General features: G+C 34.7%; 15 protein-coding genes. 4 read left to right on the forward strand and 11 right to left on the reverse strand.

From position 1 onward, the window contains the following. Positions 1-154: 154 nt before the first annotated feature. The 4 genes from OCV77_RS00795 to OCV77_RS00810 all read right to left on the reverse strand — a co-directional run bounded on the left by OCV77_RS00795 (position 155) and on the right by OCV77_RS00810 (position 2,871). Positions 155-736: a hypothetical protein gene (locus OCV77_RS00795; protein WP_262572417.1), complete on the reverse strand. Its 582-nt coding sequence runs from the start codon at positions 734-736 to the stop codon at positions 155-157. Positions 737-814: 78 nt separating this feature from the next. Continuing rightward, positions 815-1,519, reverse strand: coding sequence for a hypothetical protein (locus tag OCV77_RS00800; protein WP_262572418.1), 705 nt, complete (start codon positions 1,517-1,519; stop codon positions 815-817). Positions 1,520-1,543: 24 nt separating this feature from the next. Further along, on the reverse strand, positions 1,544-1,996 hold the full coding sequence (locus OCV77_RS00805) for a hypothetical protein (RefSeq protein ID WP_262572420.1): 453 nt from the start codon (positions 1,994-1,996) through the stop codon (positions 1,544-1,546). Beyond that, complete coding sequence (locus OCV77_RS00810; RefSeq protein WP_262572422.1) at positions 1,993-2,871, reverse strand: MBL fold metallo-hydrolase; 879 nt, start codon at positions 2,869-2,871, stop codon at positions 1,993-1,995. Before OCV77_RS00810 ends, OCV77_RS00805 begins: the two co-directional genes overlap by 4 nt. Before the next feature lie 355 nt (positions 2,872-3,226). Here OCV77_RS00810 and OCV77_RS00815 point away from each other — a divergent pair, with 355 nt between their 5' ends. From OCV77_RS00815 to tnpC, 4 genes are all read left to right on the forward strand, one after another. Continuing rightward, positions 3,227-4,564, forward strand: a complete 1,338-nt coding sequence (locus tag OCV77_RS00815; protein ID WP_262572424.1) for an AAA family ATPase — start codon at positions 3,227-3,229, stop codon at positions 4,562-4,564. A gap of 277 nt (positions 4,565-4,841) precedes the next feature. Further along, positions 4,842-5,210, forward strand: a complete 369-nt coding sequence (gene tnpA, locus OCV77_RS00820; protein ID WP_262572426.1) for an IS66 family insertion sequence element accessory protein TnpA — start codon at positions 4,842-4,844, stop codon at positions 5,208-5,210. Then, the gene (gene tnpB / locus OCV77_RS00825) at positions 5,203-5,565 is read left to right on the forward strand and encodes an IS66 family insertion sequence element accessory protein TnpB (protein ID WP_262572428.1); all 363 of its coding nucleotides are present in this window, start codon (positions 5,203-5,205) and stop codon (positions 5,563-5,565) included. Before tnpA ends, tnpB begins: the two co-directional genes overlap by 8 nt. A 274-nt stretch (positions 5,566-5,839) precedes the next feature. Further along, on the forward strand, positions 5,840-7,462 hold the full coding sequence (tnpC, locus tag OCV77_RS00830) for an IS66 family transposase (RefSeq protein ID WP_262572430.1): 1,623 nt from the start codon (positions 5,840-5,842) through the stop codon (positions 7,460-7,462). Between the two features lie 3 nt (positions 7,463-7,465). Here tnpC and OCV77_RS00835 read toward each other — a convergent pair whose 3' ends face one another. The 7 genes from OCV77_RS00835 to OCV77_RS00865 form a co-directional block, all read right to left on the reverse strand. Continuing rightward, positions 7,466-8,149, reverse strand: a complete 684-nt coding sequence (locus OCV77_RS00835) for an SGNH/GDSL hydrolase family protein (protein WP_262572432.1) — start codon at positions 8,147-8,149, stop codon at positions 7,466-7,468. Positions 8,150-8,410: 261 nt separating this feature from the next. After that, a complete protein-coding gene (locus OCV77_RS00840) occupies positions 8,411-9,220 on the reverse strand; it encodes a class I SAM-dependent methyltransferase (protein ID WP_262572434.1) in 810 nt (269 codons plus the stop codon). Positions 9,221-9,281: 61 nt separating this feature from the next. Further along, positions 9,282-10,064: a CatB-related O-acetyltransferase gene (locus tag OCV77_RS00845; protein ID WP_262572436.1), complete on the reverse strand. Its 783-nt coding sequence runs from the start codon at positions 10,062-10,064 to the stop codon at positions 9,282-9,284. Then, positions 10,058-10,714 carry an HAD family hydrolase gene (locus tag OCV77_RS00850; protein ID WP_262572437.1) on the reverse strand — a complete coding sequence of 219 codons (657 nt, stop codon included), beginning with the start codon at positions 10,712-10,714 and terminating at the stop codon, positions 10,058-10,060. Before OCV77_RS00850 ends, OCV77_RS00845 begins: the two co-directional genes overlap by 7 nt. Then, positions 10,671-12,254, reverse strand: coding sequence for an aldolase catalytic domain-containing protein (locus tag OCV77_RS00855; RefSeq protein WP_262572747.1), 1,584 nt, complete (start codon positions 12,252-12,254; stop codon positions 10,671-10,673). Before OCV77_RS00855 ends, OCV77_RS00850 begins: the two co-directional genes overlap by 44 nt. Continuing rightward, entirely contained in the window at positions 12,244-13,005 is a 762-nt protein-coding gene (locus OCV77_RS00860) for a 3-deoxy-manno-octulosonate cytidylyltransferase (RefSeq protein ID WP_262572440.1), read from the reverse strand. The genes OCV77_RS00855 and OCV77_RS00860 overlap by 11 nt, the downstream gene beginning before the upstream one ends. Beyond that, positions 13,002-14,141, reverse strand: coding sequence for an alpha-2,8-polysialyltransferase family protein (locus tag OCV77_RS00865; RefSeq protein WP_262572442.1), 1,140 nt, complete (start codon positions 14,139-14,141; stop codon positions 13,002-13,004). The genes OCV77_RS00860 and OCV77_RS00865 overlap by 4 nt, the downstream gene beginning before the upstream one ends. Positions 14,142-14,143: the final 2 nt, after the last annotated feature.

Genomic DNA, 14,143 nt, shown 5'->3' on the forward strand with positions numbered 1-14,143 from the left:
TTTATATAACGACTTGCACTCATATTATACCATAATATAAAAATATAACTTCAAGATTTCATTGTTCTATCGAAATCTTCTATATATTCGGACACTTGGGACAAAATGGGCATTGTGAGATTTACAATTCTTCAAAACCGTTTTGAAATCATACTTAATTTATCACACTAACTATTGTCATTGCTATTGATATTATAGAAACGAATATTGAAATCACATTAATTTTCGAGTTTTTCTTTGTTTCCAAATTCAGTCTCAAAAATTCTTTTTGTATTCTAGTAATCAAATTTTCAACAACAAAACTTTCCCTCAATTTCTCATCAATTTTCTCTAATTTTTTTAAATCCCCCAACATTTCCTGCTGCTCCTTTTCACATTCAAAATAGGGATATTTTTCCAAGAGCTTATTTCTGGCACTTTTTATTTCTTTTATATACGGTTTTAATTTTCTCGCATATCTAAAATCTGCATTAACTCTATATATTATATCGTCCAGCCATGTCATTACATTTGGATATACTCTTTTCACAGATTGAACATTATTAGAATATCCTATATATATTTTTTCTATTTCTATATCCAAATCTACTATTTCATTTTCCATACACTGAATTGTGGTAAACAATCGTTGACACGCAATCTTCATATACGAATTTTTATCTCTTAAGTACAAGCTCGACAAATATATTGCAAAGATAATTATTATTACAAAATATGCTACAACCATAATTTCCATATGTATACCTCCTAGTTTATCTATCATTACCATCTCACAAAAATATTTTTATGCACATCATCTCTGTATTCACATTTTTTAGTCAAAATACCCAGAATCGCATGCAGCAAGCAATGCAAAAGCATATTTTTTAGCGCTATTTTTTACTAGTTTTTTGTTAATTAGAAAAACCCACATTAACAAATATCCTATTGTAAAAATCATGCTAAGTAATAGCTCTGCATTATCTACTAAAAAATAAGTTTGCTTCTGCAATTTCATTATTACAATATTACCAACTGCAGAAACAACACATATCATTATCCCAAATGGTTTTACACCCAATATGTTATAGGCGAATCCCAGATTAGTATTCTCTTCTGCAATCAATGGAAATTTTGTGCTATTTCTTGTTCTTGCTATCAGCCACTTAATTGCACTTTCAGATTTTTGCTTCATATCTGCAGCATTATCTGTTACTTTAAATTTCCTTAAATGCTTCTGAAAAAATTTATAATAACGTTCCTTCGTGAACTCATCGAGTGTAGTATCCTCTGGAATGAGAAAACTTTGTGCCGGCAATCCATCTGGAAAACATTTATGTAAAACTTTTCCTCCATTTAATCTAGCTATTAGGATTAGCAAATTTGAAAATGAAAAGGTGATCCCCGTAATAATAAGTGTGCTTGAAATATTACGAGCTACTGGAAATAGTATATATATTTGAATTATCAAAGGTGCCAACACAATGACTCCTACACTAATGCGGGATCTCATATTATACACCCCAAAAACATCCCTCATGCCAGTCCTCCTACTTATTAATAGTTATTTAACTCTAGTAAATGCACTATTTATCCGAGTTGTAATATCTGTAAGATGTCTGTTACCATAAAAAATCAATTCTGACTCTGTCAGATCAAAAGAAAAACCATACTTTGCTCCATTTAAAAGATTCGCAATTCTCTCTTGCCCCTGATGTGTCAAATATATGTTTTTACATAATTGACATAATCGAGAAAGCTGAATACCGCTATTACACGTAATAACCACAACGTTATTTTCATATATCTCTGATAAGCAATTATCTAAATAGTGCTCAATCTGAAAATTATGTCCTATAATAAACAGAACATCCAGAGAGCATGCAGGTATGCTCTCCAGAGTTATAAAGCCATTCTCCATTGGGTTCTGTTTTGTCCACAAATTCATGGAATCCCAAATATACTTCTGTCGTGCGTGAACAGTTGCTGCAAAACTTTCAGATATCAAATATCTCATCTTGCTCCTAAAGTCCTCCCAGTATATGTTGATTCTCTCATAAAAAAACTGGTATTTAGACAGATATTTCCATAATCCTTTGTATTATATACTCTATGTCCCGTGGTATTTAAATCATTAGACCCTCCATTAGTATTACCGGTATTGTCCGACACGATATACACTGTATCAATCTGATCACATTTTTGAGCAAATATTTTATCCGCCTGACACGCTTTACCATGATGAGGTAGCTGAATAATATCATAATCTCTCACTTTATCTTCAATAGCTGCGTAGGAAGCATCCCCTGATAAAAGCAGTGTATGACTACCAATTTCTACACTTAATTGGACACTGGTAGCATTATACGCTGTTTCACCATCCATGGTATCCCCTTCTCTACTGTCCAAATGCTTAGCCACAGTATTCAACATATAATCAAAATCTGGTCCAACTATCGAAATCTCATCTGCTTCATTAAATTCTTCCTCATAAATATCATGCAGATTACATCCCGACAAAGCAGCTATATTATCGTATTTCTCTAAAATTTCTTTTTTTATAGTGTCCTGCTTTCGACGTCCATCACCAATACGCTCAAAAATCTCATCCACATACTTTAAAAGCAACGTTGTCCATATTGCAGATATTCGACCACTATTAACAAGTACAGGAATTCCATCAAAATGATCAGAATCATTATGAGACAGAATCAAAGTTGCCTTTTCAAAGCAATTCTCGTCCATATACTGAATTACTTTTTCTGCGTGTCTTTCTGCCCCACAATCATAAATATACAATTCCGTACCAGTATTGATCAGTGTGCAATCGCCATAGTTCGTACTTTCCGCATTTTCATAATCTTTTGCGCTAAATACAATTATTTCTTTCATCTTTCTTATTCTCCTTCTTTAATATATTTTTATATAATAAACAATAATTAAAGAATTGAACAAACGTTCTTCTTGCAACGCTGTGCATCCCATGGTACTATACTTTTAGATTAATGCTTGTAGTACTTCAGGGATCAGCAGTTGGCAGCTGCTGATTTCTTTAGTTATTGGGTTTTTAACAAGTAATTATTTTTTTTATCATCTTATTTCAACATTAGAATACACTATATGCCATAATATGTCAACCAGGAAGTTTATTTTTTGTTATATTTTATAACATTCCACTAGTTTTTCGCTCATTTTCTATTGACCAAAGCCAAAAAAGGTGATATTTTATAACAAGCAGGAGGTTTTTATGTTTACCTATCTTGAATTAAAAAATTTTAAATCCTTTAAAGAAATCAGTATTAATTTTGAGAACAAAAAAGATGCTTTTAAACATATAATTGCTATTTATGGTGCAAATGGAAGTGGTAAATCCACAATTGTAGAAGCTTTTTTGGCATTGGAAAAAACATTGGGTACCATGCGTGTTAAGGATATGCTCCTAGATATACTAAACAATAAAATAACCCCGCCAGATGATATTCCTATAAAGCAAGAATTAATGCTAGAGTTTATTAAAAGAAGACTTGAGAATAACACTGTCGAAAAAATTATAGATGAATATAAGACGATTCATTCCACAGATCCTATGAAGTTGGAATTCGGTTTTATCATTAACGACTCACCCGGCTCTTATTTGATGGAATTTGATAATAATCATTTAATCAGAGAACGGTTAGAATATAAAATCTTGAAAAATAAAGGCTGTTGTTTTGATATTGAAGAAGATAAACTCGAAATAAATTCCAATATATTTGAATCAACAGATTTCTTGGAAGAATTCAAAAAACAGCTTCAAATGTACTGGGGAAAGCATACCTTCTTATCAATTCTTCAACATGAAGTAGATGATAAATCAGTGTCATATATTAGTTCGAATATTTCAAAAAACCTAATGTGTGTGTTAACCAGTTTTAATAGCATTAGCTATAAAGTATCCAACAGTAATGATGAAAGCAGCATTTATGCGAATCAGCTTCTGGCAAACCTTGAAAGCGGAACTATTGAAAAGACGGAAGAAAGGCAACTTGCTGCAGTAGAACAGTTTATAAATGATTTTTTTGTAAATCTCTTTGATGATGTTAATAAGGCCTTTTATCATAAAGAAGAAAAAAATAGCAAAATCAAATATTCGTTATTCCTCAATAAAAAAATGGATAATCATGATTTTGATATTGATTTTCAATACGAATCAAGTGGCACTCAAGAAATATTGAATTTGTTACCCTATCTTATGTTAGCTATTACTGGAAAATGCGTCATTATTGACGAATTTGGAAATGGCATTCATGATTTAATGGCCGCTGAATTAATTAGAGCGATTTCTCACAATATCAAAGGCCAATTAATTATTACAACTCACAATACTTTAATTATGGATCACTCAGATATAAGGGCAGATGCACTATATTTTATATTTGCAGACTCATCCAAAAAAAAGGTGAAATGTGTTACTGATATTGAAGAAAGATTACACCCAAACTATAACTATAGGAATCGATATTTTAACAATAAACTATACACATATGGATTACCTTCAAATACTAACTTTGATTTTAACGAATTTTCTAAATTATATGTAAATTAAATCATAACCACCCATCCAACGGGTGGTTTGCTCTAACCCTATAAGGGCTTGTTACCGGCCAGCGCCTAAAGACGCTGGCTTTCACTTCGTTCCAAGCCATCTTGCCTTTGCGTAAAGTAAATGCTCCATAGCAAGTACCTGTCAATAGCCTCACCGTAAATGCTCCATAGCAAGTACCTGTCAATAGCCTCACCTATCTGCCATAATAGTCTCACACTACACACAGTCAAAAAAGTTCAGCACTCAACTTTTTTGACCAGGGTCAGGAGGTTAGACTATGAACACTCAAACCAGTTTAGTTGCAGAACAGATCCGCCTACAGAAGTGGGCTGACCAGATCAGGGACTGCCAGAATCGTCCCTCTGGTATGAAAGTCGATGCCTGGTGCCAGGAACATGGCATCACAAAGGAGAATTATTACTATCGTCTGCGTCGAGTCAGGGAGGCATGTCTGGAACTTTGTGATCCATCTCCTTCCTTCGTGGAACTCACAGCACCTACAGAAAGTATACCGGCTAACGTATCTCCTACACATTCCCCTGTGGCTGCAGCACTTTATACAGAAAGCGGAATCACCATAGATATCTATAATGACGCTTCAGCGGAGTTTCTCAGAAACCTGATAGGAGCAGCCAGCCATGCTTAATGATGCTTCTGGATTTCAGAAAATATATCTTGCCACCGGATACACGGATCTGCGCAGAGGCATGGAAGGACTGGCAAATATCATACGCTTCCGTTTTCATCTGGATCCTTATGACAGAAATACCCTGTTTCTGTTCTGCGGCAAGAGGAGTGACCGTATCAAAGGTCTCCTTTGGGAAGGGGATGGTTTTCTGTTATTATACAAACGGCTGGATACCGGTGCTTTCAGCTGGCCACGAAACAGCGAGGAAGCGCTGGCAATTACTTCTGAGCAGTATACGATGCTCATGCAGGGACTGGAAATCATAGCCAAACACCCCATAGACCAGATTCAGGATCCAAAGAAGCTCTTCTAAGTTTTGTGCATTTCGCAGAATTTTTTTGTGGACAGTTTTGTCTCTCGGGGATTACTGTCCGTTGTTTATCCACAACGGTTCTGTCCTGCCACCCATACGGCCGGAATGGCAGGGCATTTGTGGACAACAGTACTGAAAATCTGAAAAAAGCAGTGATATCCCAGGTTTTCAGTACTGTTATCCACCGTCATAATGACGAACGGAAAACAGCCGCCAGCTGGTGGAAATGTATCATATCTGCTATAATGGGCTCAGTAAGAAAAGGAGTTCAGCTATGGCAGTCAGATACACGGAAGAACAACTGAATACCGTTGACAAGTCCCTTCTGATCCAGATGTTTCTGAACCAGCAGGAGCAGCTTCAGACACTGACCGCCGAGGTCGCTTCCCTCAATGAAAAGATGCAGCTCATGATGGAACAGATGATCCTGGCAAACAGAAACCGCTTTGGACGTTCTTCCGAAAAGATGACGGATGCCAGCCAGATCAGCTTCATGGAGGTGGATGGAACTATCGTCTTCTTCAATGAGGCAGAGGCCGTCTGTGACCTGGATACCCCGGAACCGGAACATCTGGAGAAGTCTGCTCCACGTCCGGTAAAGAAAAAAGGCAAAAAAGAACAGGATCTTTCCGGTCTTCCTACACACCGGATCGACCACTACATGACAGAGGAAGAACTCACTGCAGAGTTTGGCAAAAATGGCTGGAAACAGCTTCCGGATGCCATATCCCGGAGATACCGCTTCGTTCCTGCCAAAGTAGAGGTGGAAGAACATCACATCGGTGTCTATGCCGACAAAAAGGATGGACATATGGTAAAGGCAGAGCATCCAAGAGGGCTGCTTCATGGCAGTGCTGTTTCCCCGACACTTGCGGCAGCCATTATAAACGGCAAATATGTCAATGCCATTCCGCTGTACCGCCTGGAGCAGGAATTCAAACGCTATGGGCTGGTCATCACCAGACAGAACATGGCAAACTGGATGATCCGTCTCGGAGAGGAATACCTTTCCGTTCTCTATGACTATCTCCACCGGAAGCTGTATGATTACCATGTCATCCAGGCAGATGAGACACCAGTGCTCGTAAACCGTGACGGCCGTCCGGCAGGATCCAAAAGTTATATGTGGGTCTACCGTTCCGGATATATGTATCCGGACAGACAGATCGTCCTATATGAGTATCAGCGGACTAGAAATGCTTCCCATCCCCGGGAGTTCCTGAAGGATTTTTCCGGGATCTGTGTCACGGATGGCTATCAGGTCTACCACACGCTGGAAAAGGAGAAGGAAGACCTGACGATCGCAGGCTGCTGGGTGCATGGACGCCGGAAGTTTGAGGAAGCCCTTGCCACCATACCGGCCGAAGGGAAAAAGGAATCCGTTGCCTTTCTGGTAATGAAGCAGATCCAGGCAATCTACCGGGAAGAAGGTAAACTGAAAGAGCTCTCTTCCGAAGAAAGACTTGCGCAGCGTCAGGTGGTCATCCGGCCCCTGGTAGATGCTTTGTTTGCGTACCTGAAACAGAAAAAAGAACAGATCGTGGTAAAAGGGAAACTGCAAGCAGCCTTTACCTACCTTCTGAATCAGGAAAAATACCTCCGGGTATTTCTGGATGATGGAGACGTTCCGATGGATAATAATGCTTCGGAACGTGCCATCCGTGGCTTCTGCATCGGAAAGAAGAACTGGGAAGTCATTGATACCATAAACGGAGCCAAGACATCTGCTGTGATCTACAGTATCGCAGAAACAGCAAAGGCAAACAACTTAAAACCCTATGAGTACTTTGAACATTTGCTGACCGTGATCCCAGAACACATGGAAGACACAGACCGCAGCTTTTTGGAAGAACTGCTCCCTTGGTCACCAACTCTGCCGGAAAACATTCGAAAATAAAATTTACAGCAGGCCACGAAAGTGGCTTAAAGTTGTCAAGGTACTTGCTATGGTGCATTTACCTTGTTTCTTTAACTCATCTCTATTTTTATTAGACCAAAAATCTCCAATTACAACTATTTCTGCCTCAGGCGCTTTCCCTTTTATGTAAGTTATTAATTCCTCAAAATCAGACTCCCATGTTACTAAATCCTGTGCATTTTCACCTAATTGAATAGTAATTAAATCTATCTTTGGACTCAAATATGGCATTAACAATTCTAAAAACTCCGCTCTGTCTGTTCCAACCGTTTCCCAAGTCGAAAAATTATATACGTTAAGTGTAACATTATTATATTCCAAATAGTTTTTTATTCTGTGAACATAATCATTCTCATCACAAGTCGATGCCATACCCCTGTCATCATCCCACCAATATGAAGCTAAACCATGAACAGTTATACTATTTCCAATTGCCAAATAATTATATCCGTTCTCATTCCACTCTACAGATGGCAGTGTTTCTCCCAACGTACTTCTTAATATTGCCATTTCCCCAGAAAGTTTAGAAATATCAGCATTCAATTGTGCAATTTGTTCTTCCTGAGCTTTTTCATAATAATAAAACTTTCTAACTATAATTCCACTTCCCACACACATCATTGTACATATTATAGCTATGCCTATTTTCACTAAAAATCTTTTCATACTACCATTTTACCCTTCATTAACAATCGAACACTGTTCTCTGTCAGCAGCTTAGTGGCAGAACTTCTCATTTTATTTTGTGCTAAATCTTGACACAGGACCAATATACCACCATCACATACTTTCTCTCAATAATACAGTTCAATATATTTTTGAATTAATGTTAGCAAATATAATATTCTTTACTTCTTATTTCTTTCTATATTCCAACTCACTTTTACCAAACATCCTCTTTTTATTCAAACTTCCTTAAATATAATTTTATTTTTCATTATAACAAGGTAATGTACCATTTGATGCCATAAAAAAGAGTACATCATTTGTGCTATTTTTTGATATATAAATGTTTTCAAAATATTCTGCCAGTTCTTCTCTTAATGCTTCTTCACTATCAAGCAGTCCTATATAATACCCCCACTGTTTTCTATTTTTATCTCTTACTACTCCGCTTCCACTTAATATTCCTTTTTCTCCATCTAGTCTATCAACAATCTGCAAAAAAATTCTGCTTCTCTGTTCTTTTGTAAACATGCACATGGATGCAAACCATAAAACATTTGTAAACCCCTTATTACTTTTAGGCATATCTAGACACATATCTGCAACCATAAAATGTGCATTATAACTTTTTTTGTTTTTTTTCTCTTTAATTGCCAACTTAACATTTGCCTCTTTTATGGTTTCTTCTGATAAATCACACCCGATATAATTTACATTATTTAAATTTGAATAAAACTCCCTATAATACCAACCATTAGCACATCCCAGCTCCAATATATTTTTTTCCTTAAATGGCAACATCGCCTGAATACTGAAACATGGAACTTCTGCCCAAATAATATTTCCGTCTACTGGCCATCTATAATTTACATTTATATCTGGGTCATTAGAAAGACGTATATCCCCTTCTCCGTATAGTGCCGCTCTCAATTCATAAGAGTGTGTAGATAGTACTTTTAGCAAACGATTATTCTTGTCATTAATCTTCAAAAGAATATTATCTACTCTTTTATTTTTTGACAAAACATAAAATAATGTTATATAGATCTTCTTTAATGACATTTTTCTCATAGCATTTTACCCACCTTTTCTTGTAGAATCTATATATCAGATTCTTACAAATAAACTATACTTATTCATCTACCTGAATCTCACCATTCCTACTATTTATTGTAACTAATGGACTTCTAAAAATTTCATACTCACCCGATTCTATTCTTTCTTTTACACTATAAATAGCATTTTCTTTTGAAATATCTATATCTGCCAATATGTCCGGTCCATATTGCCACCATTGTATCTGTTCTAGCTGTTCAATAATCTCCTTATTAAACCTATATCGTATAATTTTAGCTGGATTTCCCCCCACTATCGCATATGCCGGAACATCTTGAGTTACTACAGCTCCAGCTGCAATTATAGCCCCATTTCCAATGGTAACACCATTCAGTATTATGGCTCCATACCCTATCCATACATCATTTCCTATACTGGGTAATGGCTTTTTCGCTTTCTTTACATAGACATCATGCATATACTGTTCAAAAGCTCTATCTTGACACTTCATAAAATCCTTTGCATAGGATGTCTTATCATCATATCTAAAAATTAAATGATTAGATAAGAAATCAGTTGGATGTCCTGCACATCCAATATGAACACCATGCGATATCATACAAAATCTTCCGATACTTTTTACTTCAATTGTACAATTTGTGGTTTCATGATGTATGGATCTCATATTAATAAAAGTAAATGCACCAATATATTCCGCTTCTATTTGACTTCTTCCTATATAAAGTGGAGCCTCCAAAATTGTTTTCTCGTACATTCCCCAAACACATATTTGAGGTTTTTCACATACTGTTAACAATTTTTTCCCCATTTTACTTTTCACATCAATAAGTTCTACCATATAATTTTCCTTTTCAGTTCGTTTACACTATTCACAGTTTCGAATTCATAATTGATACCCTCTCCGAATCCATAGCCGTATGTCACCCCTAAAAATCTAACATCTGCTCTTTCTGCCCCCTTTCTATCACTTTCACTGTCACCAATTAAAATAGTTTTTTCTTCTGTAGAATTACATAAATACACACATCTGCGTACCAACTCGGCTTTGTTCAAACTATCATCTAAATCCATACCACATACTGCATTAAAATATTTCAAAATACTATTTTCACTTAATATTATATTGGCAAATTTTTCTGCTTTAAGTGTAGCCATTCCTACCAAATAACCTCTTTTTCTAAGTTCTTTTAGCATATCTGCAACACCTGTGTAAAGCGAGGCCATATGTATACCCTTAACTGCATATCTTTCTCTATATATTTTTACAGCCTCTCTTGCCCCCTCATCTGTAAATCCAAAACAATTTATATATATTTCTAGCAGATTTCCACCTATCAATTTATACAATTCTCTATCGGTAGGTACTTGCCTCCCCATAGTTGATAATGTGTACTTGTGTGCATCTAAAATTCCTCCTGAGGTATCTGCTATCGTTCCATCTAAGTCAAATACAATTAATTTTGTATTTTGTTGGTGTAAGTAATTCATACTCCATCCCTTTCAATGCCATTTTTAATTGTTTAGAAATCTCCCTATTTTTTTTATTCACGGTATCATAATCAAGCATTTTTTTTATCTCATCCAATGCATAACATGATGAAGCATCTACATCATATCCATCAAATCCTGCCATATATACTTTCTTAACATCCAATTTTCTCAATACTCTTATTACCATTGCCCCTGCATTATCCAACGCATCTCCCTCTCCGAGTAACGAAGTATAATTAAAAAACAATCCCGCTTGTATTTTTTCTATCAAATTTGATGTTGCTATTACAAAATTACTTTTAGATATCTTCATATTAGTAATTCTTTTTTCATTTGATACAAATACAGCATCTACTTTGATATTTATGGGTATAAAATTTAGTGCAATAACAAATACATTCTGTTTTTTTATTATATTGTTAATATTCTTCTCATATTTAATTATACTTGCTCCCAACCCTAATATAAGTACATCTCTATCTCCAATCTTCCTAATTAGTTCCCGATATGACTCCTCATCATTAATTTCACATCCTTGTATTCTAATATATAATTGTTCAATCAACTCCGGATTATATTCATTTCTTTCATTCTCGGGAATTAAATTTAATATTTTTTCAATCTTTTCTATTTCTAATGTTTCTTTTTTTATCAAGTATGCTGCATAATTGGGATGGCACTTTACTGTCGCCGATATAAAATAAGGCAGGTCATATCCCCATCTATGCTCTGCATAAATAGGCATTAAATACTTATCTACTATCTTTAAAACTGGTGTCACTTCGTACTTTTGCTCAATATTTTTATTTGCATAATCTATAAACAATTCTGTTACGAGATTTCCAACTCCACGTCCCATTCCATAACATGCCGAATCTACAATGATTGTCCTCTTATTGTTCAATCTTATAAGCTCTTGTGCATTTGCAAATGACATCTGCAAATTATTATGTGAATGGAATCCTAAGCATATATCCTGAGAAAGATTATCATCAACCAAATAAAAAAGTTTTCTCATATCATATTGATACATAACACCCAACGTATCAACAAGATAAAACGCATAGGGTTTAAGTTTATTAACATCTTCTATTAATGTTAATAGATCTTTATCCTCATAAGAAACTGTTCCCACTGGTTGAACACACACTTTATACCCTTTATTCATCAATTCACGCACTGTATTTTGTGTCTGTTTCCATTCATTACGATGAAATGTAACTCTTATTATGTCTACAGACTTTTCGTCATGCTGAGAAATTAATTCAGGATTATAGTTGTGTTGTTCAATCATTGCCGCATACAAAATTTTAGATGCTTTGGGTGAAATCATATCTTTAATCTGATCTACATTCTGAAAAACCGATAAATCTTTGCAATAATCACACTCTCTTATAAATCCAGTTTCTATGATATCTACACCTGCCAATACAAGATTTTCAATAATCGCTCTAATATTCTTTTCTCCAAATTGCCAATTATTAATATAGCCCCCGTCTCTGAGTGTACAATCTAATACTTTTACCTTATTTATCATTGCCAATGTCTATCTCTCCATTTTTTATTTTTTCAGAAATGATATTTCTTACTTTTTCAAGATCCTTAAGTGTATCAACGGAAATTGATTCTGACTTCACATAATTAAAATGTAAATCAACTCCATTAGCCAAAAATCTAAGATGATCAATATCTTCCACTCTTTCTAAGTCATTCATCGGCATATTAACAAAAAAATCTAATGCTTTTTTATTAAAACACTCAACCCCAATATATTTTTTATAATCAAAATATAAAGATCCCTTAGGGTACGGAACGGGCGTTCTCGACATATATAAGCATCTTCCCGTCATATCTGATACTACCAATTTTATTTTGGATGAATCCATCGTTTCTGCCGGATCAGTTAACACCCTCATTGCCCCTCCGAAAAATGGTTCATTCTGTATTCGTGAGGGCAAAATTGGCAAAATACACTCCTTAGTAATTAATGGCTCATCTCCATTAATGCATATATAATAATCAGCCTTAATCTTTGTCGAAACCTCATGAATTCTAGATATATGATTTGGATGATCATCTTTCGTCATAATGTAATTAATCCCAAATTCCTGGCAAACTTTTTGTATTCGTTTGTCGTCTATTGCACATATAATGTCATCAAATACTTTCAACTGTATTACCTGATAATATACCCACCATAGCATAGGTTTTCCACATATGTCTTTTAATGGTTTTCCCGGTAGCCTTGTTGACGAATATCTTGCTGGTATTATTGCCACTATTTTCATGTCCATCCTCCATCATTTTTATTAGTTGTCATATTTTTTATTATACTTTGAAATTCTCTTTTAGTTTTGGGCAAATATGCCAATTTCTTTTCTTTACATATCTCACTGATCATTCTATAGTATTTATCATCTAATTGTGGTAAATAATAATCTATACAATTTATCAGCATAACACTTCTTTGATCTACATTCCAATATAACTTTGCTAAGAAAGCTGCATTGGAAGCAATACACACGGTTATTACATTCTGTAGGCAATTATTTAACGCTAATAACTCCCATGGTATCGATTTGTTTTCCAAAACCATAACTTCCTTAGTATCAAATCTATTTTTTCTTGTTCTCGGATGTAATTTCACTGCAATTTGATTATCGCTAGAAAACTCAACAAGATCTTTCATAATTTCTAATTCACATGAAGGCTTTCCGTCAGCGAAAAAACTCTCCTCTATAAATATTATTCCATTCAGTTTCATATAATCCGATTTATCGAATGTCCAAAATGAATTAAGGATTTTAATATATTCTTCTTTCTTATCTTTCGTTATTCTAGGCATATCAATCCATTCAAAATACCGTTTTCCCATCTTTTTATATGCTGTAGTGTAGGCAGCAAAAAATTTCCCATTTATATTTTTTATGCCTAAAATTTTCTTTAATAGATATTTCATCCCTGCGCCTTGGTAAAAAGATGAATCTTTAAAATGGTTTCCAGTATCCGCCATAACTACTAAAGGGCTCTCCTCATAGTAAAAAACCTTAATATCAGGATTAATCCTAATTAACTCCTCATAAATAACGTTTGTTGTATAAAATGTGTCACAAACATACAGTTCATCATATTTTTTTTTAAAATTTTTTATTATATCTTGGCATATTTTTTTACGTCGTAACATTTTTCTCAACGTTGTATATTGATTGTATTCTTTATTGTAATTTATCTCATATTCTTTACATATTATTACATTATTAAATGCATTACTTTTCTTGATATTTTTATATATTTTTTCTGCTCCTGGCAAAATATCTGACACTGAAATATCTACTTTATCTTCCTCTAAAATCGTCATTTTAAATTCTAATGCCATCATTATTTGAAATGATGTATTACACATAAATAAACATTCTTTACACATAT

The sequence above is a fragment of the Suilimivivens aceti genome (genome assembly GCF_025567405.1).
GTDB classification, from domain to species: Bacteria; Bacillota; Clostridia; order Lachnospirales; family Lachnospiraceae; genus Suilimivivens; species Suilimivivens aceti.